Raw genomic sequence first — 22,099 nt, forward strand, 5'->3', positions numbered from 1 at the left:
TATGGTTATAACTTAAAACCCGCGTTAGGGATAGTAGTGGAAATCCTTTTGTTTGACGAAGGATTTTGTTTTTAGGTACCTATGATACTCCAAACAAAAGATTGCAGCGGATAGCCCGACCGAGCGTAGGAATTTTTTACTATTTAATTATAATTTTGTTAGCGAGGGAACGCCCAGAAAGAAATTTTATAGAATATATGCAATTGATTTATATTTTGAATAAAAATTTAATTGTTTATTCAAAATAATAACTTTATTTTTGGTTAACATTTGGTGCGAGCGTAATAGTTCGGTAACAGGGAATCAGGTGAAAATCCTGAACAGACCCGCTGCTGTAAGCTCCATATTTTTTAGAATATAAATTATCCACTGTTCTTTGTGAATGGGAAGGATTTTCTAAAAAAGGAGTAAGTCAGAAGACCTACCAAAATGATATGTTAATGCTTTCGGGGACTGAAGCGTGAAGAACAATTTTGGGATAGGTAAATACCTATGTACTTACTTCATACACTCTCGTTAGCAACAATTAATTATTGCTAAATGAGAAATCTAAAAACTATAATTTATTGTTGCAGCTTGATTTTACTTTCATGTAATATTGCCTATGCGCAAATTTTTCGTGATAGTATTTTAGAGCTTCAACAGGTTGATATTTCAACGACAAATACTAAAACTGTAGTTCCTGTTCAAGAATTAAAGGGAGAGCAATTACAGGCTTTGAATAGCCATTCTGTTGCCGACGCTGTTCGTTTCTTTTCTGGTGTACAAATCAAAGATTACGGTGGGGTAGGTGGATTGAAAACAATTGATGTTCGTGGAATGGGCTCTCAGCATGTTGGGGTGTTTTATGATGGTATTCAATTGGGAAATGCGCAAAACGGAATTGTAGATTTAGGAAAATTTTCGTTGGACGATATGGAAGTTATTTCTTTATACAATGGTCAAAAAAGTAATATTTTTCAATCAGCAAAAGATTATGCGTCAGCTACTGCAATTTATTTAGAAACTAAGAAGCCTATTTTTAGAGACAACAAAAGTACTAATATTACACTTCGATATAAATTAGGCTCTATTCAATTAATTAACCCTTCAACACGAATTGAACAAAAGATTTCTGATCGTTTATCAGCAGTTTTAAGCGCTGAATATATCAAAACGAATGGAGTGTATAAATTTCGTTATCAACGAAAAAATATGGATGGTTCTACAGCGTATGATACTGTTTTGAGACGTCGAGATGGGCAAGTTGACGCGAAACGTGTTGAATTGGGATTATTCGGAAAAGGAAATCAATCCAATTGGAATGTAAAAGGTTATTTGTTTGATTCGGATAGGGGAATACCAGCAGCAATTGTAAGAGGTCGATTTGATGGGCGCGGACAAACATTAGTTGATAAAAATTATTTTGTTCAGGGAAAATTCGAAAAACGTTTCAAAAATTTTCAGTCCAAGATTAATGCAAAGTTTGCATACGATTTTACACATTTTACAGATACCGTTTCTACCGTAAAAAACGAAAACAAATACATTCAACGGGAGTTTTATTTTTCGTGGGCAAATCTATATTCTATTAGCGATAAGTGGGATGTGAACGTTGCAATTGACTATCAGTTTAACAATTTAGATGCTGATTTAAAAGAATTTTCATATCCAACTCGTCACACAAATTTGATTGCTTTTGCTTCAACTTATCGTATGAATCGTTTGAGTTTACAAGGAAGTTTATTGGGAACTTTTGTGAAAGAATCGGTCGAAAAAAATACAAGCGCACAAGATAAAACTATTTGGACACCAACGATTATTGCAAATTACCAACCATTCAAATCACACGATTTTAACATTAGAGCATTTTATAAGCGAATTTTTAGAATGCCAACGTTCAACGATTTATATTACACGAGTATTGGTTATGCTAATCTTCGACCAGAATTTTCTACACAATATAATGTGGGATTTACCTATTCTAAATCATTTCATCGTTTCTTCAAAAATATTTCCATTCAAGCTGATGCTTACTACAACGAAGTTACCGATAAAATTGTAGCTGTTCCTTCGGGCAGTTTGTTTCGATTTACAATGATGAATCTTGGTCAAACAAGGATGAAAGGATTGGATATTAAACTGCGATCAACATTTAGTTTTGGTGAGATAGAGTTTTCGCCAATGTTGAACTATGGTTTTTTAGAAGCGTTAGATTATTCAAGTCCTACAAAAAGTTACTACAAAAATCAAATTCCATATACAGCCAAGCATAGCGGATCCTTTGTTTTAGGCGCTTCATACAAAACGTGGAATTTCAATTACAGTTTTATTTATGTGGGCGAACGATACAATGTGCATCAAGATAATAATAAATATAATCGACTTAATCCTTGGTTTACAAATGATTTGGGCGTGCATAAAGAATTTAAATTAAATCAAAATTCGTTCAAAATTTCTTTTGAATTAAACAATGTCTTGAATCAACAATACGATGTGATTTACAATTATCCAATGCCAGGGAGGCAATTCAAATTTATATTAAGCGCAAATTTATGAGATATTTTAAACAATTATTCGTCTGTTTATTAACAGCAACCACTTTTTATGCATGTCAGCAAGATACGTATTTAATCGAAAGTGAAGTAGATGGTGTAACAACTCCAGAAGAAACAGATGTGGCTGGATTTTATTTACTGAACGAAGGAAATATGGGAAGCAATATGGCGACAATAGATTATATGGATTTTAAAACAGGTGTGTATAATCGAAACATTTATGCTTCAGCAAACCCTGAAGTAGTAAAAGAATTGGGCGATGTTGGAAATGATATTAAGATTTATGGTAACAAGCTATATGCGGTAATCAATGTGTCCAATTTTATCGAAGTAATGGATGTTAAAACTGCGAAGCATTTAGGAACAATTCCTTTAGAGAATGGTCGATACATCACATTTGCAAATGGAAAGGCGTATGCTACTTCGTATGCAGGTCCTGTCACGCTTGACCCGAAAGCACCTTTAGGAAAAGTAGTAGAGATTGATACGATTAATTTGTCTGTGACAAGAGAGGCCGTTGTTGGGTATCAACCAGATGAATTGGAAGTGGTTGGAAATAATTTATATGTTGCAAATTCTGGTGGGTATAGAGTTCCAGATTATGATAAAACAATTTCGGTGATTGACTTATCAACATTTAAAGAAACAAAAAAAATAGATGTTGAAGTAAATCTTCATCGAATAAAGAAAGATTCTGAAGGAGATTTGTATGTTACTTCTCGTGGGAATTATAAAGATATTTCATCTAATCTTTTTGTGATTGATAGTAAGACACATCAAATCAAAAAGAAATTTGATATTCCAGTTTCTAACTTTACGATTGATGATGACAAGCTGTATTATTATTCGAATGAATTTAGCTACACCACTTTCGAATACACCAAATCTTATGGTGTAATTGATACCAAAACAGAACAAGTTATCAACAATACATTGGTGAATGATCCTGTGATTAACACTATCGAAACACCTTATGGAATCGCCATAAATCCAAAGACAAAAGACATTTTTATTACCGATGTTGGAAACTATGTTTCGATGGGTTATGTGTATTGTTTTGATAAAAATGGAGTCTTTAAATGGAAAACTGGAGCCGGAAATATTCCCGCTCATTTTGCTTTTGTTTACAAATAAAATTTACATATGAATTATTCAAAAATCTTATTAACTGCACTTAGTTTTGCTTTAATACAAAGCTGTAGTGATGATGAAAATATTATCTCGGTTAATCCTGATAACGCTACTTTACAATCTTCTTATGAAGCAACTCGATTAAAAATCATTCCAATTGAACCAACAATTTCTGGTTTAGCAAATGCAACCTATACATGGAAATTAGGGAATGAAATTATCGGAAATGAAAAAACATTAGGTTTTGTTTCGGATAAAGTAGGTGCTTATGATTTGACATTAGAAATAAAATCGTTAACCGATATTAAAACGTTACAAACTAAAATTAATGTCCAACAAGAAACAACGACATACACTAAATATATCGCACAAGTTTTTGATTATTTGCCATCAATTGGACAGTTTGTAAACAAACTTCCAACTTTTGTAGATGGAGATAAGCAAGCTGAAATGACAGCTAAAGCAGGAAAAGAGTTGATAGGAAAAGAAGGCGGAATGATTACTTTAGGTGGATTTGGTGGCTATGTTGTTTTTGGTTTTGATCATACAATTATGAATCACGCGAATAAACGCGATTTCAAAGTTTTAGGAAATGGTTTTGCAGGATCTTCTGAACCAGGAATTATCATGGTTGCTTATGATAAAAACAAAAATGGAAAACCAGATGAAGATGAATGGTACGAAATTGCAGGAAGCGAGTATAAAAATCCGAACACGATCAAAAATTATTCGATTGTTTTCCAAAAACCAACTGTTGAAGATGTAGTTCCAAATCCTGAATATATAAAATGGACCGATAATCAAGGAAATTCAGGGTTTAAAACCAAAAATATTTATCATAAACAATCCTATTATCCATTATGGTATAAGCAAAATGAACTGAAATTTTCGGGAACACTTTTACCTAATAATTATACCGAAAACAATGGAATTTGGACAGGAAAACAATATGCATATGGTTATGCAGATAATGCTCAAAATGATTCGGAGGATTCAAACATTGACATTGATTGGGCTGTCGATAAAAATGGAAACCCTGTCAAATTAATGGGAATAGATTTTATCAAAATTTACACAGGAACTAATCAGGAAGCGGGGTGGTTAGGCGAAATCTCGACTGAAGTAACTGGAGCTTACGATTTACATTTATAACATAACATTTTTAAATATTTTTCATCCGAAGCCATGAATCAATTGATAATGGTTTCGGATATCTTATAAACAACACATGAAAAAACTTTTACTTTCAATTATTTCGATCGTAGCAATACAAACAAGTTTTGCACAAACAAAGGAATACACAAACGGTGTTTTTATCTTGAACGAAGATTGGTTTGGTCATTCAAATGGAACAATCAATTTTTTGAATCAAGATCATACAGTTGATTATAACATTTACAAAACGGCTAATCCAAACGAAGAATTAGGTGTCACGCCTCCTTTTGCAACAATTTATGGTGACAATTTTTATATTGTTTCAAAACAAGGAAAGCGTTTGGTTGTCGCAGATGCTAAAAATTTAGAACAAAAAGCGAGCTTTACTAACATTGGTGGAGATGGAAGAAGTTTTGTGGGTGTAGATACTAAAACAGGATATATTGGAACTACGAGCGGACTATATTTATTTGATATAGAAAACATGGTGCAAGGAGCATTAATCGAAGGTACTGATAAAGTTGGTGCGTTGGCGAATATGATTCGTACATCGACTTATGTTTTTGCTGTTACTCAAAAAGGTGGAATCTTAGTTATCGATCCTAAAACGCATACAATAAAGCAAACGATAGCAGGAAATTTTATTTCTGTTGTGCAAACAAAAGATGGGAATGTTTGGGGAGCTTTGGCGAATAAGTTAGTTAAAATAGACCCTGTTAGTTTAGCAACATCCGAAGTTGCGATTCCTACGAAAACCATCCCAAACACATGGGGAGCGTGGAACGCAGGTAGTTTTAGTGCTTCATCCCAAGAGAATGCAATTTACTTTTTCCCTGGTGCTGGTTGGTCTATTAGTCCAACAATGGTGAAATATGATGTGGATAAAAACGAGTTTAACGAAAATTTTGCTACGATTCCTGGTCAAGATGAACAATATAAACAAGCTATTTATGGAGCAGGTTTACGTGTTGATCCTGTTACAGATGAGTTAATTGTAACAACAACAGAAAGTGGTTTTGGAAGTCATTATCAAAAAAACTGGATTCACAAATTTGACAACAAAGGAAATTTAACTAATACAATTCAATTAGAAGATTATTATTGGTTTCAATCATTGCCCGTTTTTCCAGATAACGCTGCACCGAAGATAAATGAGTTAGAAACAACATATCACATCAATTCTCCAACAGTAATTGACTTAAAGGATAAAGTTTCCGATGAAGATAATTTGGCAATTGCAATTGTTAAAGATTTAGAAATTCTCGAAAATGATAATGTGGCGGAAATTTCTATCAATGAAAAAGATGAGTTAGTCATCAATCCTTTAAAAAACGGAACAGCTAAAATTAAACTTTCTTTTAATTCGAATGGAAAAGTAGTCGCACAAACGATTTCAATTTCAACAGCTGTTTTAGGAACAAATGATTTGACGAAATCATTGATAAATGTTTACCCAAATCCTGTGAATAATATCTTGTTCATCGAAACAAAAGAAGAATCTAAGGCAGAAATCTTTGCACTTACAGGAACTAAAATTACGAAGAAAACACTTCAAAAAGGGAAGAATCAATTGGATGTTTCTTCTTTATTGAAAGGTGTTTATATCATAAAAGTTAACAACTCTACTTTCAAAGTAATCAAAAAGTAGTGTGTTATTTATTTGTGGAAAGAAGGTTGAGCAAGGCTCAACCTTTTTTGTTTAATAATAATTAATTGTGCGTTTTACATTATATTTTAATTCACCATCTGTTGAAATAGAAGCTTTTATCCAATTATTTTTCGAATCATATTCATACGAAACTTGATACGATGTTAAGAAGTTTTGTCCATTTCGAAATGATTGTTTCTTGAAGTTGACAATCTCATTTTTCGAATCAAAATCAGCCTGATAAACCAACATTTTATTGTGATCAAATGATTGTAGTTTTGAAATATTTCCATGATCAAAAAACATTATTTTGCTTGAGTTTCCAGCAACTTCTTCCTGAAAAACAGCTGTGTCTTTGTCGTAGATATAGTATATTTTTCGCCCTTTTTTTCCATCAAAAGAAGTCATCTCCTCCAACACCAGTTGCCCTTTTTTATTATAAGTCAAATTGTTTTCAGAAATCGTAGCACCTTCTACTTTTGTTGTGATTTTATCTAACCTATTCGAATAATTAAAAACTGTTTCATAACTTGATTTAGATGTTTTTCCTTCATTTTTTTCAATCAAATTTATCAAGCGATTTTTATGGTCATAAACAAATGTTTTGTCTGCTGCAATTCGTTTTGGATCTTCATTATTGTTAATAACTGTATTCGTTTGTTTATCAATTAAATTCGAGTTATTGTAGTCGTTATTAACATAGTTATAAACAGCTAATTTCCCTCGATAATCCAAATAATTGGTCCGTTTTTTTAACAAACCTTTCGAATTAAATTCTAACGAAATCTGATTATAAAATTCATTTTCCAAAAATGGTAAAGTAGTCGAATTTCCGTTCGCATCTGTAGCTGTTGAAACAACTTTTTCAACCTTTCCTTTTAGATTAAAATCAGCTAAAGTCGTTTTAACTTCATAGTCATTCGTCGAAATTTTTTGAGCAAAATTGACTTGTGATAAAACTAAACAAAGAGTTGTTAAAATTAATTTTTTCATATAAAATGGTTTGCCAAGGAAGTTTGTTAATACCCAACATTTATCTTTAATAAAGATACATATTTTTGAAAATGTTATTTTTTTTGTTAAAGTGTTGGTTATTAATTGTTGTTGAGAAATTTATAGATATCTTAATAGAATAATAAACATTTATAAAAATAATATTTATGAGTATTAAAGAACAACTTTTAACGCTAGCAACAGAAAAAAACTCTCCTTGTATTACGATTGCATTCAATACACATCGTACGAGCCCAGACAACCAACAAGACGCAATCAAACTAAAAAATTTAGCGAAAGAAGCGGAAGATAGATTATTGGAAATTCACTCCAAACGAGAAATTCCAGATATATTAGAAAAATTAGAAAATATAGCTGAAGAATTAGAAGTACATAAGAATTTAGAAAGTTTACACATTTATATTTCAAAGGACACGTTCGAATTTATACGTACTGATATTCCAATAACTCATGAAGGTGTTTGGATTGATGAAACGTTTCATATCAGACCTCTTATTAAAGTTATGAATCGTGTTACTGAATATTTGGTGCTGTACCTAACAAAAAAAGGGGTACACTTGTATCAAGCCATCAATGATTCGATTGTTCAAGAAATTGAAAATGATGATTTTCCATTTACAGAAAATAACTATAACCTAAGTAGTTTATTTAGCAAAACAGACGAGCAGAAAAACAAAATCAAAGACTTCTTTAATCAGATAGATAAATCAGTTCAGCGTGTAAACCCGGAAGGTAATTTACGTTGCTTGGTCATTTCTACGGATGATAATTATGGTGAATTTATTGCCGAAGCAGATACGCCTAGTATATACTTAGGAAATATTTCTACCGATTTTAATTCACCAACGCAACAAAACGACTACATGGAAATTGCAGGTGAATTTATTAAAAATTATCAACACCAAAATCGAAAAAAATCGATCGAAGAAATGAGTGAAGCCGTAAGTAAAGGGCAAGTCTTAACAGATTTACAAGAAATTTATCAAGCTGCTATTGATGGTCGAGGAGATTTGTTAATTGTGCACCAAGATTACCAACAGCCAGTTCGTATGAAGGACGATCGTACATTTGAAATTGTTTCCGACGCTACAGAACCAGGTGTTTTGGACGATGTCGTAAGTACTATTGCATGGGAAGTGATTGCAAAAAAAGGGAATACAATTTTTACTAGTCAAGAGGAAATAAAAGAACTAGGTAATATTGTTTTGAAAACGAGGTATTAATTCTTTGCGCTAAAATTTATTCTCCATCTTAATTGTTATTTTTTGTTAAATAACAATTAAGATGGAATTTTTACTCACCTTGTTTCAACTCATACCAGTAACAATCCAACTCCCAAATATCAAAATGAAAAGTTTCGGTTACTTCAAAACCAATTTTTTCTAATACCTTTCGTGAACCTTCGTTGTCAACATGTGTTATCGCGTTTAGTTGAATATGCGACATATTTTTTTTGTAATAATCCATACAAGCCTCCGCAGCTTCGGTTGCATAACCTTTTCCCCATGCTTCTTTTCGGTAACGATATCCGATATCAATAAAGTCAAAGCGATTGTTCATAGCCTCTTCTTCAATAATATATTTAAAACCAGTCCAACCAATCATTTTACCAGTTTCTTTCACCACAACTGCCAATCGTCCATGTCCCAACTCATCGTATTGACGCTGTAAATCTTCAATAATTTGGCGAGTTTGCTCAATAGTCTTTACAGGTTCAGCCTTTAGGTAAACGTGCACTTCGGGTTGAGAATCCATTTCATAAAAATCGTGCAAATCATCCATCGTAATTGGGCGTATAATCAATCGCTCCGTCTCTAACGTTGGTAAATATTTCATGTTGCGTATTTATTTGTACTAAGATATTAATTTTTTTTGGGCGTTCCCTTCGGGCGGGCTTTTTGTTCCAATCTTTGCTATTCAGCAAAGGATTTCCACTGCAATCCCTAACGCGGTTTTTAATTTTATTCTAAGTCTTGTCTTTCTGAGTTTGTCGAAAAATCTTTCCAATATAAAAGCCTCGCATTTGCGAGGCTTTTATCTATATTCTCAATACTAAAATCTAGTATCTAAAATTTTTTTTATCCAACGATGTTGATAATTTTTCCAGGAACAATAATAATGTTCTTTGGAGTACGATCTCCCAATTGTTTGATGGTACGTTCGTCTTTCATGACAATTTCCTGAATTTCATCTTTTGATAAGGTTAAAGGCAATTCTAACAAGAATTTCATTTTACCATTAAATGAAACTGGATATTCTTTTGCATCTGCAATCAACCATTTTTCTTCAAAAATAGGGAAGTCAGCTTTTGCGACAGAAGTTTCGTGACCTAATTTAGACCATAATTCTTCTGCAAAATGTGGTGCATAAGGCGAAATAATAATTGCTAAAGGCTCTAAAATTGCGCGTTTATTTGATTTTAATTTTCCTAATTCGTTCACTGCAATCATAAAGGTAGAAACCGATGTATTGAACGAGAAATTATTCACATCTTCGTCTACTTTTTTGATTGATTGATGAAGAACTTTCATTTCTTCTTTTGTTGGTTCGTCATCAGAAACGAAGAAACTCTCGTTTTCGCCATTATGGTACAATTTCCATAATTTTTTAAGGAATGAAGAAACACCAGAGATACCTTGTGTATTCCATGGTTTAGTTTGTTCTAACGGACCTAAAAACATTTCATACAAACGTAGCGCATCAGCACCATATTCGTCACAAATAGTATCTGGAGAAATTACATTAAACTTAGATTTTGACATTTTTTCAACTTCACGACCTGTGATGTATTTTTCGTCTTCTAAAATAAATTCAGCGTTTGCAAAATCTTCTCGCCACGCTTTGAATTTTTCTGTATCTAATTCATCCCCTCCATCTTTCAACATATTTACGTCAACATGGATTGGAGTGGTTTCGTGTTGATCTTTTAAACCTTTCGAAACAAATGTATTTGTTCCATTGATACGGTAAGCAAAAGCACTCATTCCCAAAATCATTCCTTGGTTGATTAATTTCGCTGCATATTCTTCCGTTGGAGCAAAACCTTTGTCAAATAAGAATTTTTGCCAAAAACGAGAATACAATAAGTGTCCAGTTGCGTGTTCAGAACCTCCCATGTACAAATCTACATTTTGCCAATAATCAACGGCTTGTTTTGATACAAATTCGTTATCATTCTTAGCATCCATGTAACGTAACCAATACCAAGAAGAACCTGCCCAACCAGGCATTGTATTCAATTCGATAGGGAAAATAGTTTCGTTGTTGATTAAACTATTGTCCACTACTTCGTTTGTAGTTGTGTTAAATGCCCATTTTGTTGCACGTCCTAATGGTGGTTCACCTTCTGCAGTTGGCAAATATTCGTCCACTTCTGGTAAAATTATTGGTAAGGCTTCTGTAGGAATCGTGTAAGGCATTCCGTCTTTGAAATAAACAGGAACTGGTTCTCCCCAATAGCGTTGGCGAGAGAAAACAGCTTCACGTAAACGGAAGTTTGTTTTTCCTTTTCCAAATCCTTTTTTTTCTAAGGCTTCAATTGCTTTTTCAACAGCTTGTTGATAACCTAATCCATTTAAGAAATCAGAATCTTGTAATTCGAATCCACCTTTTTCTGTAAAAGCAGCTTCAGAAATATCTTGTCCTTTGAAAATATTAATAATAGGTAAATTGAAATGATTTGCAAAAGCAAAATCTCGTTCATCACCAGAAGGAACTGCCATTACAGCACCTGTTCCATACGATGCTAATACATAATCACCAATCCAGATAGGAATTTGTTTTCCTGTAAATGGATGTATAGCAAAAGCTCCCGTAAATTCACCTGTAATATTTTTAGCATCAGCTAATCGATCACGCTCCGAACGTTTAGACGTATAATCTACATAAGCGTCAACTTTCGCTTTGTATTCAGCAGTTGTTATCTGAGAAACCAAAGGATGTTCTGGTGCTAATGTAACATAAGAAACCCCAAAAACAGTGTCAGGACGAGTTGTGAAAACTTCAATTTTATCATCATGACCTTCAATTCCGAAGAAAATCGACGCTCCTTTAGATTTACCAATCCAATTGCGTTGAGAATCTTTGATTGGTTCTGGCCAATCAATTTTATCTAAATCCGTTAATAAACGATCTGCATAAGCCGTGATACGCATCATCCATTGTGTCATTTTTTTGCGCACAACAGGAAATCCACCACGTTCTGATAAACCATTTATTACTTCATCGTTCGCTAAAACAGTTCCTAAATCTGGACACCAGTTTACCTCGGCTTCTGCTAAGAATGTTAAACGATATTTTAATAAAATAGCTTGTTGTTCTTTTTCAGAAAATGCATTCCATTGTTCTGCTGTAAAGCGTTCTGTATCTTCATCACTTACAGCATTCACCGTTGTGTTTCCTTTAGTTTTGAATGTTTCAATTAACGATGAAATGGGTTCTGCTTTATTTGTTGAAAGATCATAATATGAATCAAATAATTGATTAAAAATCCATTGTGTCCATTTATAATATTCAGGTTCTGAAGTTCTAATTTCACGATCCCAATCGTATCCTAAACCAATTTTTTTCATTTGGTTTTCGTATCCTGCAATTACATTTCCTTGTTTATCAACACCACCTTCGATATTCATTTTTGTTGTAACAGCTGGATGTTGACCTGTTTGTATCGCATATTGTTCTGCAGGCAAACCGAAAGAATCGTAACCCATAGGGTGTAAAACGTTGAATCCTTTTAATTTTTTGTATCGGGAATAAATATCAGATGCAATGTATCCAAGTGGATGACCAACGTGTAAGCCAGCACCAGACGGATAAGGAAACATGTCTAATACATAAAATTTAGGTTTTTCTGATTGATTATCAGATTTGAACGTCTTGTCTTCAATCCAAAACTTTTGCCATTTTGGTTCGATTTCATTCGGATTATATTGCATTATTGGAAGTTATATTAAAATTAAATTAGTGCAAATTTACATTTTTTATGTATCTTTTGAGATAGAAAGACGATATTTGTAACTTAATAATCAACACCTAAACCAAACCAATGAAAAAAGAATTGATATTTTACTATATCGGTATACTTGTATTTTTTTCTATTCTAATTTTTTCTATTCGACATATTGTAAATACGACACGTGTTTTTGTGGGCTATGAAGATGGTTTTAATCCAATTCATATTAAATGGAACTTAGATCCAAGAGATTCTACTTTGCGTGTAAAAGATCCTATGTATTTGAGAAACGAATATTATTTGGTTAAAAATCAAGATAAATTGTTCTTATCAAAAGATACAATTTTATATGCCGAAATGTTCGATGATTCGTTGGCAACAAAAGGAAATGTGTTGAATATTCATCCTCCTTATTTTTTATGGAAAGAAGCTAAAAATGATACGCTGAAAGTCTTTAAGAATAATGTCACTTTAAAATTTACGAAGAAAAAAGAAACGTATTAAGCTTTTTGCAAATAGAACGAAAATGTAGATCCTTTTCCTGTTTTACTTGTCACATAAATTTTTTGATGATGGGCTTCTAAGATATGTTTTACAATAGCAAGCCCCAATCCAGATCCTCCATTATTACGGTTTCTAGATTTATCAACACGATAAAAACGCTCAAAAATTCGATCAATGTCTTCTTGCTTTATTCCAACACCTTGATCTTTTATTGAAATTTGAATTTTATCATCATATTCCTCAAAATCAATTGAAACTTCTGTATTTGGATTCGAATAATTAATGGCATTTACAATCAAATTAATCAACACTTGTTGTATTTTCTGAATATCACCTACCACTTTTATCGGCTGATGAATAGGGTAATTAAGCGAAATTTTGATGTTATTTTTTTCTGCTTTAATTTCTAATAAATCAATCACATCTTGTACAAGTGCAGTCAAATTAAACACCGAAAACTCGATGTTGATTCGTCCACGTTCCAATTCAGCAATCATATCTAAATCTTTGACCAAATAAATTAATCGATCAACTGATTTATTGATTCGGTTTAAATATTTATCTCGAATCGATTCGTCCTCAACTCCACCTTCAATCAAGGTTAATAAATATCCCTGAACTGAAAAAAGGGGCGTTTTTAATTCATGCGAAATATTTCCAAGAAAATCTCTTCGGTAATTTTCGCGCTCATTCAACACGTCAATTTCTTTCGATTGATCTTCTGTTATTGTTGAAATTTTATGAGAAAGTTCTTCAAAATCAACATGATTAGATTGAAATTGAGGAATGTTTTTAGAGATTTCGGTAAAATCTTTTTTGCGTTGATTTTTTAAAGAAAACCAATAAAATATTGATAATCCAATCAACAAAAGCATCATCAAACTGATGAAAAATAATTTTTCTTGGAGAATAAATTGAATATTTCCAAACCATAAAAATGAGAACAAAACAAATCCTAAAGCCAAAAATAATGTACTGATAAAGGCATATAAAAGGATGTTTTGAACTTTGAAAGTTGAAGCCATTACGAGCTTTTAGTCATTTATTTTGTATCCAATTCCTTTGATTGTAGAGAAGCGATCGTTCCCAAATTTTTCGCGTAATTTTCGCATATGCACGTCAATTGTGCGTCCACCAACCACAACTTCGTTCCCCCAAACTTTTTCTAAAATTTCTTCGCGTTTAAAAACACGTTCGGGGTTTGAGGCTAATAAAGCAATCAATTCGAATTCTTTTCTTGGTAATAAAAAATCTACTCCTTGAAAGTTTACTTTGTAGGTTTCGCGATTAATCTCGAAGTTATTTAATTTGATGTATTCATCTTTAGGGGCTTCATTAGGTTGTTTTAGCTTTAATAAAGCGTTTAATTTACTGACTAAAACTTTTGGTTTGATTGGTTTCAGAATGTAGTCATTTGCACCAGCATCATAACCTGCTAATTGAGAAAAATCTTCGGCGCGAGCAGAAAGAAATACAACTAGAGTATCCTTAAAAGAGTCAAGTTTTCTTAATTCGGCACACATTTCCATTCCATCCATTTGTGGCATCATGACATCAAGTAGAATTAAATCTGGACGAAAAATTTTGGCTTGTTTAAGGCCTTCAATTCCATTTTGAGCAGTTTCTACTTCAAATCCTTCTTTTTTTAAGTTGTAACCAATAAATTCTAAGATATCTGGTTCGTCGTCAACTAATAAAATTTTAATGTTCTTCATAATTGTTTGTAATAACTAAATAAAATTAGTCGATGTAAAATTAAGCTTAAATTTTAGGAGAAATCACTTAAAAATATTTCTTAACATTCATTTAAAATTACAATAATTTGATAACAATTACCTAACAAAAGCTTTACAATTTGTAAAAATGTTTTTCATTGAAAACCAACAACTTTGCAATCAACAAACACGAATTATCAATCGCAATGAAACGCAATTTAACTTTACTTTTATTATTAGGGTCAGCCGCATTATTTGCACAGACCAGTATTAAATTAGAAGGAACTCTATTTGATCAAAGAACCAATCAACCGCTTTCTGGAAAATCATTTACAGTAGAAGGCTTGGATATTCAAGCTAAAACAGATGAAAACGGTCGTTACGAAATTTCTGTTCCAGATGATACGTATCAATTGGAAATGAAAGTCGATGGTTATCAAACGATCACTCAGAATTTAACAGATTCGAATACATTAAATATGTATTTGCAACCAGAAGATTTCAAAGATAGTAAAATTGATTTATCAACGGCTGTTATTACAGGTGTAAGAAGTAAAGCTGCAGAGGCAAATCTTTTGAACTTGCAAAAAAGATCTGTAAATATAGTAACGAATATTGGTTCTGCGGAGCTAGAGCGAAAAGGAGTAAGTGATGCAGCAACAGCTATGACTAAAATAGCTGGAATTTCTAAGCTTGAAGGTACAAATTCTATTTTTGTAAGAGGATTAGGTGATCGTTATATATCTACAACATTAAATAATTTACCATTACCATCTAACGATCCAGAATATAAAAATATTGATTTAAGTCTTTTTAATACTGACATTATAGAATATATCTCAGTTGATAAAGTTTATTCTCCTAAACTGTTGGGGGATTTTTCTGGGGCAGCTGTAGATATAGTATCAAAGGATTTCCAAGATAAAGGACTATTTCAGATTTCTGTAGGAACTTCTGTTAATACAAATGCTATAGGTGAGAGTAACTTTATGTTACAAGATGGACCAAGTAAGACAGGTTTTTCTAAAATAAATGTTCCTAATAACCCTTTGAATTCATACCAATTTAAGACGAAGTTAAATCCAACAACGTCGAGTACAATTGCGCCAAATTTTGGATTGAAAGCTGGTAAAACTTTTAGAATTGGAGATGAAGGAAAACTAGGAGTGTTTGCTAGTGCGAGTTTTAATAGCAACTATGATTATCGTGAAGGTATAAATCAAACAGTTAATGCTTTAGGAGGATTAGGAGGAAGATTAAGATCTTTTGTACCTCATCAAAAATATTCTTATGAAACAAATTCTACAGGAATGTTTAATGCGAATTATAAAATAAATAAAAATCATAGTATCAAATATAATTTCTTATTTATTAATTCTTCTGAGCAATCAAGAGATTTATACTATGGTTTTATTCGTGATATTGCTGAGGATGATAATGGATTAATCCAGCGTAATACTTATATACAAAACCAATTAATGGTAAACCAACTTTTGGGAGATCATAAGTTGACAGATAAATTGGATCTGAATTGGGGATTAGCTTTTAATAAAATAGAAAGTGATGTGCCAGATCGTACACAAAACACATTACGACTTAATAAAACGACAAATGAATACCAGCTTGCTCAAAACTCTACAACCGATAATCATCGTTATTTTCATAATTTAATAGAAAAGAGTTATGCTGCAAATGTAGGATTAAGCTATCGTTTGAATGAATCTGCAAATGGATTAGCTAGAGGTTTTGTAAAAGTGGGATATAACGGTCGTTCTGTGAATCGTGATTTTGAAGCAAGACAATTTAATTTCAGATTAAACAACTCACAAGTCGTAGACCCGAATAATTTGGATGCTTTTTTTAATGAAACGAACTATAATAACGGATATTTTAGTACAACGACATATAGCGGTACTTTAGCTCCTCAGGTTTATAATGGAGATCAAACTATACATGCCGGATATGCAAATTTGGAATATAACTTAACAGATAAATTAAGTGCAGTTCTTGGTTTACGTTACGAAAATATATTGCAAGAAATATCGTGGAGAACACAGTTAAGTTCTGACTTAAATTCTAACATGTTAGACGAAAACTACTTCTTACCGAGTCTTATTGTAAAATATGCTATCAACAATAAACAAAACTTACGTTTCGGAGCATCGAAAACCTATACACTTCCTCAATTTAAAGAAAAAGCATTGTTTTTATATGAAGATGTAAATGAAACAAAATATGGAAATCCTTTTCTTTATGCATCAGATAACTATAATGTAGATTTAAAATGGGAGATTTTTCCATCTCATGGAGAATTAATTTCTATTGCAGGTTTCGGAAAATATATTCAGAATCCAATTAATGAGGTTGTCATTGCTTCATCTACAAATGATATTTCTTGGGTTAATGGAGATTATGGTTATGTCGTTGGAGCAGAGTTAGAAATCAGAAAAAATATATTCAATTTTGGACAAGAAGGCAAAAATACATTGTCAGCAGGTTTAAATGCCAGTTACATGAAAACTGACCAAGAAATAGATGCTGAAAAGGTACGAAAAGAAACAAAAGGGATGTATAATTTAAATTTAACTACACCTAAAGCTGCTTTGACAGGAGCATCTGATTTTTTACTTAATGCGGATGTATCTTATGTAAAATCTTGGAAGAGAGGAGCTGAAGTTATGGCTACACTTTCTTATGCTTATTACTCGGATCGAATTTATGCATTGAACAATGAGAATAGAGGAAACTTAATTGATAAAGGGATAGGATCTTTAGACTTTATATTACGAACTAAGTTAAATAAAAACATAGGAATAAACATTGCTGCAAGAAATATTCTTAATCCAGAATTTAAACGTGTACAAGAAAACGCAACAGGTAACGTAACAGCTGTTTCATATAAAAGAGGGGCAAACTTTGGTCTTTCTGTAAATTATAATTTTTAAAACAAAACAAAACAAAACAAAAACAAATAACATGAAAAAATCTTTTTTTAAACTTTTAACATTAGCATTATTTGTAGGAACAGTTTCAACAACATTTATATCTTGTTCTAGCGATGATGATTCTTCTTCTGAAATAACTGATCCATCTACTTTCGTTGTAGATAGAAATAACTTAAAAGGAGAAATAACAAAAGGAGAGGTCGTATTGGAGTCAGGAACTTACAAATTAACAGGACGTTTAATTGTAAGAGAAGGAGCAATTTTAAGAATCAAACCAGGAGTTGTTATAGAAGCTACAAATCCTAGTTCTGCTACAGCATACGAAGAAGTAAGATTTATTTCTATTGCTCAAGGAGCAAAAATATTTGTAGAAGGAACAGAAAGCAATCCAGTTATTATGACGGCTACAAACAAAGCTCCTGGTAAATGGGGAGGACTAGTATTAGCTGGTAAAGCTCCTATAAACAAAGGAACAACAGCGACAACAGAAGTAGGTGGGGAATTGGCTTATGGAGGAAGTGATGTCAACGATAATTCTGGATCAATTCAATATTTAAGAATAGAGTATTCTGGTTTTGCTTACAATGCAGATAAAGAGTTTAATGGCTTATCTTTATTTGGAGTTGGAAAAGGAACAGTTATAAAAAATGTACAAGCATACGAAAGTTCAGATGATGGATTTGAGTGGTTTGGTGGAACAGTAGACGCGAGTAATTTAGTCGTTGTTAATACCCATAAAGATGTTGGGGATGACATGTTTGATTGGACTGAAGGATGGAATGGAACGGGACAAAATTGGTATGGTAAAAAGACAAATGCAGGAAATAGAGGTATAGAAGCTGATAACAACTCTAATAATCCATTAGCAACTCCAATCTCTAGTCCTACTATAAAAAATATGACATTAATCGGTGCAGGAAAAGAAGGAGCAGAACCTCAAGGGATAAAGCTACGAGTAGGTTCTCAAGGTACATTTGATAACATAGTTTTAAGTAACTGGAATGTAGGTTTTGATATTCAACAAGATGAGTCAATTGCAGCAATTACTACAGGAAAATTAAAAGCTACTAATGTTAAATTTGATAATGTAACTACAAAATCTGTTGGAAAAAATACTAAGAATGAAACAGTAGATGTTTCTGCTGTTTATACAGAAAGTTCTACCGCTAATGGTGCTGGAAATGGAACAGCTACACCAGATTGGGCAAAAGGCTGGACTTTAGGTTTATAATAATCAATCCATATAATGATAAAACTTTTTATCTAAAAAAGTTCTTCGTGTTTGTAAATCGCTTTTTTGGGTTCTCCAAAGAAGCGATTTTCTATCATTATAAAGATTTTATTTTAACTCATTAAAAATAGTTATTTAGAAAAATTCCACGTAACCTAAACTATTCGTACATTTGCAGAACAATAACAATTGATAACAATGGCATTAACAGAACAACAATTAGATTCGATTGGAGAAAAATTGGTTGAAAAATTCAAAACAGTTTTCGATCCAGAGATTCCCGTTGATATATACGAATTGGGATTGGTTTATGATGCACAGGTGAATGCAGATGGTGAAGTAAAAGTTACCATGACCCTTACATCTCCAAACTGTCCAGTAGCTGAAAGTTTGCCTTTAGAGGTAGAGCAGCGCGTAGAAGAAATAGAATACGTATCAAAATGTTACGTAGAAATTACCTTCGAACCACCTTGGGATAGAGATATGATGAGCGAAGAAGCAAAATTCGAATTAGGAATGTTATAAGTTAACATTCCTAATTTTTTTTGGTCTAAAAATCAATTATCAATTCATTCTGAATATTTTCTGAAAATAAATACTTATCTTAATTCCATTATTATTTTTAAGCACTAAAACTATGGGACCTACATTAGGAATTATATTATTTGCAGGTATAATTGTATTCTTTTTATTCTTTTTTACCGTAAAACAGCAAACTGCAGTTATCATAGAACGATTCGGAAAATTTAACAGTATTCGTAACCCTGGATTACAATTCAAAATTCCAGTTGTTGATAAAATCGCAGGAAAAATGTCACTCAAAATTCAACAATTAGATGTTGTCGTTGAAACAAAAACAAAAGATGATGTATTCGTACGATTAAAAGTTTCGGTTCAATATCAAGTCATCAAAACACAAGTTTATGATGCATTTTACAAATTAGATAATCCATATACGCAAATTACATCTTTCGTATTTGACGTTGTTCGTGCTGAAGTTCCTAAACTTCGTTTGGATGATGTTTTCGAGAAGAAAGATGATATAGCAGTTGCTGTAAAGGGAGAGTTACAAGAAGCAATGAACTCGTATGGTTACGAAATTGTCAAAACCTTGGTAACCGATATCGATCCTGATGAACAAGTAAAACATGCGATGAATCGTATCAATGCTGCCGAACGCGAAAAATTGGCTGCGCAATACGAAGGTGATGCGGCACGTATTTTAATTGTTGAAAAAGCAAGAGCCGAAGCCGAGTCAAAACGTTTGCAAGGACAAGGTATAGCCGATCAACGACGCGAAATTGCAAAAGGTTTATTAGAATCTGTAGATGTATTAAATGGGGCAGGAATTACGTCTCAAGAAGCTTCTGCTTTAATTGTAGTTACACAACATTATGATACCTTGCAAGCAATTGGAGAAAAATCTGGAAGCAAGTTAGTGCTATTACCTAATTCGCCAACAGCAGCATCGGAAATGTTGAATACAATGGTGACTTCTTTTACAGCGGCACATCAGTTAAATGAAGATCAAATCATAAAAGACGAGCCATCAACTCACCGAAAAAATAAACCGAATCAAGACGATTCGTTTACTTTACCAGAGCAAGCATAAAATTATTATCAACCAAAAACCACTTCATAAAAAGAAGTGGTTTTTCTATTGAATCAAAAATCATCATCACAACATCTTTATTTATTTTCTAATTTGTCCGTATCTTTGCGCAAACACAACAAAACAATGCAAATTTTAGACGGTATTAAACTGGCAAAAGAGATCAAACAAGAGATCAAGGAGCTGGTACAGAATTACAAGGACCAAGGAGTTCGTGTACCACATTTGGGGGCAATTTTAGTAGGAAGTAATGGCGCTTCGCAAACGTATGTTGACAATAAAATAAAGGATTGTCATTTCGTAGGTTTCGAATCGTCTGAATTACGTTTGCCAGATACAATTTCACAAGAAGATTTAATTACAGAGATTGAAAAATGGAACAATGATGATACATTGGACGGATTTATCGTTCAATTACCATTGCCAAAACATATCGATCAAGAAGCAGTAATTAATGCGATTGATCCAAAGAAAGATGTAGATGGATTTCATCCAATGAATTTCGGAAAAATGGCATTAGAAATGGAAACATTTTTACCAGCAACTCCTTATGGAATTATGGAAATGTTAGAGCGTTATAACATTGATACAACAGGTAAACACACTGTTGTAATCGGACGTTCTCGCATCGTTGGTCGCCCAATGAGTATTTTGATGAGTAAAAATGGGAACCCTGGAAACAGTACGGTAACCTTAACTCACTCCAAAACTCAAAATTTAGAACAATTTACAAAAGAAGCTGATATTGTGATCACTGCTTTGGGTGTTCCTGATTTCTTAAAAGCTGATATGGTAAAAGAGGGAGCGGTCATAGTTGACGTTGGAATTACACGTGTTGACGACGAAACTAATCCTCGAGGATTTAGATTGGCTGGTGATGTAGATTTTGATAATGTAAAAGAAAAAGCATCGTGGATTACACCTGTTCCTGGTGGAGTAGGGCCAATGACACGTGCAATGTTATTAAAAAACACATTGTTGGCTTACAACAACAAAAAATAAAATTATGATACATATTGCATCAACAACTGCAGAAGAACAACTATTGATAGAAGAAGGTAAATTATTGCCTGTTATGGAGCATTTCTACACAATTCAAGGGGAAGGAATGTATACTGGAGTGGCATCCTATTTTATTCGATTAGGAGGTTGTGATGTAGGTTGTCATTGGTGCGATGTTAAAGATAGTTGGGATGCTGAAAAGCATCCCTTAACTAATGTTGATGAATTGGTAGACTTGGCAACTTCACAAGCCAAAACTATCATCATTACAGGAGGAGAACCTTTGATGTGGGATTTGACTTATTTGACAAAAAAACTACATGAAAAAGGTGCCCGTATTCATATCGAAACTTCGGGTGCTTATCCGTTAAGTGGAGAAATTGATTGGATTTGTCTTTCTCCCAAAAAATTAATGCTGCCATTGGATGAGGTTTGCGAAGCTGCAAATGAATTAAAATGTATTGTTTTTAATAATCATGATTTTAAATTTGCGGAAGAACAAGCAGCACGAGTTGGAAAGGATTGTACACTCTTTTTACAAACCGAATGGAGCAAACGCGACAAAAACCTTCCTTTAATTATTGATTATGTAAAAGAGAATCCAAAATGGAGATATTCTTTACAGACACACAAGTATTTAGATATTCCTTAACA

The 22,099-nt window shown here is 32.7% G+C and carries 17 protein-coding genes and 1 riboswitch; of the genes, 12 read left to right on the forward strand and 5 right to left on the reverse strand.

What is annotated here, in order from left to right; translation table 11 throughout:
* The first annotated feature begins 254 nt into the window (after positions 1 to 254).
* Positions 255 to 444, forward strand: a riboswitch (cobalamin riboswitch).
* A 96-nt stretch (positions 445 to 540) separates the two neighbouring features.
* The 4 genes from IF125_RS10645 to IF125_RS10660 all read left to right on the forward strand — a co-directional run bounded on the left by IF125_RS10645 (position 541) and on the right by IF125_RS10660 (position 6,471).
* Positions 541 to 2,538 (forward strand): TonB-dependent receptor, encoded by a 1,998-nt coding sequence (locus tag IF125_RS10645; RefSeq protein WP_225542453.1) that lies wholly within the window; start codon positions 541 to 543, stop codon positions 2,536 to 2,538.
* Positions 2,535 to 3,671 (forward strand): YncE family protein, encoded by a 1,137-nt coding sequence (locus IF125_RS10650; protein WP_225542454.1) that lies wholly within the window; start codon positions 2,535 to 2,537, stop codon positions 3,669 to 3,671. The genes IF125_RS10645 and IF125_RS10650 overlap by 4 nt, the downstream gene beginning before the upstream one ends.
* Before the next feature lie 9 nt (positions 3,672 to 3,680).
* Positions 3,681 to 4,820 (forward strand): PKD-like domain-containing protein, encoded by a 1,140-nt coding sequence (locus IF125_RS10655; RefSeq protein ID WP_225542455.1) that lies wholly within the window; start codon positions 3,681 to 3,683, stop codon positions 4,818 to 4,820.
* Between the two features lie 76 nt (positions 4,821 to 4,896).
* Positions 4,897 to 6,471 carry a DUF5074 domain-containing protein gene (locus IF125_RS10660; RefSeq protein ID WP_225542456.1) on the forward strand — a complete coding sequence of 525 codons (1,575 nt, stop codon included), beginning with the start codon at positions 4,897 to 4,899 and terminating at the stop codon, positions 6,469 to 6,471.
* Between the two features lie 51 nt (positions 6,472 to 6,522).
* Here IF125_RS10660 and IF125_RS10665 read toward each other — a convergent pair whose 3' ends face one another.
* Complete coding sequence (locus IF125_RS10665) at positions 6,523 to 7,464, reverse strand: hypothetical protein (RefSeq protein ID WP_225542457.1); 942 nt, start codon at positions 7,462 to 7,464, stop codon at positions 6,523 to 6,525.
* 167 nt (positions 7,465 to 7,631) lie between these two features.
* On the opposite strand from IF125_RS10665, the gene IF125_RS10670 reads away from it, so the two are divergent.
* Positions 7,632 to 8,708: a baeRF3 domain-containing protein gene (locus IF125_RS10670; protein WP_225542458.1), complete on the forward strand. Its 1,077-nt coding sequence runs from the start codon at positions 7,632 to 7,634 to the stop codon at positions 8,706 to 8,708.
* 70 nt (positions 8,709 to 8,778) lie between these two features.
* Here IF125_RS10670 and IF125_RS10675 read toward each other — a convergent pair whose 3' ends face one another.
* Both IF125_RS10675 and leuS read right to left on the reverse strand, forming a co-directional pair.
* The gene (locus IF125_RS10675) at positions 8,779 to 9,321 is read right to left on the reverse strand and encodes a GNAT family N-acetyltransferase (RefSeq protein ID WP_225542459.1); all 543 of its coding nucleotides are present in this window, start codon (positions 9,319 to 9,321) and stop codon (positions 8,779 to 8,781) included.
* 242 nt (positions 9,322 to 9,563) lie between these two features.
* Positions 9,564 to 12,419, reverse strand: coding sequence for a leucine--tRNA ligase (leuS, locus tag IF125_RS10680; RefSeq protein ID WP_225542460.1), 2,856 nt, complete (start codon positions 12,417 to 12,419; stop codon positions 9,564 to 9,566).
* A gap of 110 nt (positions 12,420 to 12,529) precedes the next feature.
* On the opposite strand from leuS, the gene IF125_RS10685 reads away from it, so the two are divergent.
* Positions 12,530 to 12,940 (forward strand): hypothetical protein, encoded by a 411-nt coding sequence (locus IF125_RS10685; RefSeq protein WP_225542461.1) that lies wholly within the window; start codon positions 12,530 to 12,532, stop codon positions 12,938 to 12,940.
* Here the strand turns inward: IF125_RS10685 and IF125_RS10690 are convergent.
* Both IF125_RS10690 and IF125_RS10695 read right to left on the reverse strand, forming a co-directional pair.
* On the reverse strand, positions 12,937 to 13,965 hold the full coding sequence (locus tag IF125_RS10690; RefSeq protein ID WP_225542462.1) for a sensor histidine kinase: 1,029 nt from the start codon (positions 13,963 to 13,965) through the stop codon (positions 12,937 to 12,939). The two genes, IF125_RS10685 and IF125_RS10690, sit on opposite strands and share 4 nt — an antisense overlap.
* A gap of 9 nt (positions 13,966 to 13,974) precedes the next feature.
* The gene (locus IF125_RS10695) at positions 13,975 to 14,655 is read right to left on the reverse strand and encodes a response regulator transcription factor (RefSeq protein WP_171623557.1); all 681 of its coding nucleotides are present in this window, start codon (positions 14,653 to 14,655) and stop codon (positions 13,975 to 13,977) included.
* A 158-nt stretch (positions 14,656 to 14,813) separates the two neighbouring features.
* Here IF125_RS10695 and IF125_RS10700 point away from each other — a divergent pair, with 158 nt between their 5' ends.
* From IF125_RS10700 to IF125_RS10725, 6 genes are all read left to right on the forward strand, one after another.
* The gene (locus IF125_RS10700) at positions 14,814 to 17,600 is read left to right on the forward strand and encodes a TonB-dependent receptor domain-containing protein (RefSeq protein WP_225542463.1); all 2,787 of its coding nucleotides are present in this window, start codon (positions 14,814 to 14,816) and stop codon (positions 17,598 to 17,600) included.
* 31 nt (positions 17,601 to 17,631) lie between these two features.
* Entirely contained in the window at positions 17,632 to 18,831 is a 1,200-nt protein-coding gene (locus IF125_RS10705; RefSeq protein WP_225542464.1) for a hypothetical protein, read from the forward strand.
* Between the two features lie 198 nt (positions 18,832 to 19,029).
* Complete coding sequence (locus IF125_RS10710; RefSeq protein WP_171623559.1) at positions 19,030 to 19,356, forward strand: iron-sulfur cluster assembly protein; 327 nt, start codon at positions 19,030 to 19,032, stop codon at positions 19,354 to 19,356.
* 112 nt (positions 19,357 to 19,468) lie between these two features.
* Positions 19,469 to 20,443 (forward strand): SPFH domain-containing protein, encoded by a 975-nt coding sequence (locus tag IF125_RS10715; RefSeq protein ID WP_225542465.1) that lies wholly within the window; start codon positions 19,469 to 19,471, stop codon positions 20,441 to 20,443.
* Positions 20,444 to 20,569: 126 nt separating this feature from the next.
* Positions 20,570 to 21,445: a bifunctional 5,10-methylenetetrahydrofolate dehydrogenase/5,10-methenyltetrahydrofolate cyclohydrolase gene (locus IF125_RS10720; protein WP_225542466.1), complete on the forward strand. Its 876-nt coding sequence runs from the start codon at positions 20,570 to 20,572 to the stop codon at positions 21,443 to 21,445.
* A gap of 4 nt (positions 21,446 to 21,449) precedes the next feature.
* On the forward strand, positions 21,450 to 22,097 hold the full coding sequence (locus IF125_RS10725) for a 7-carboxy-7-deazaguanine synthase QueE (RefSeq protein WP_225542467.1): 648 nt from the start codon (positions 21,450 to 21,452) through the stop codon (positions 22,095 to 22,097).
* The last annotated feature ends 2 nt before the right edge of the window (positions 22,098 to 22,099 follow it).

Origin of the sequence: Empedobacter stercoris (genome assembly GCF_020281205.1) — a bacterium.
GTDB classification, from domain to species: Bacteria; Bacteroidota; Bacteroidia; order Flavobacteriales; family Weeksellaceae; genus Empedobacter; species Empedobacter stercoris.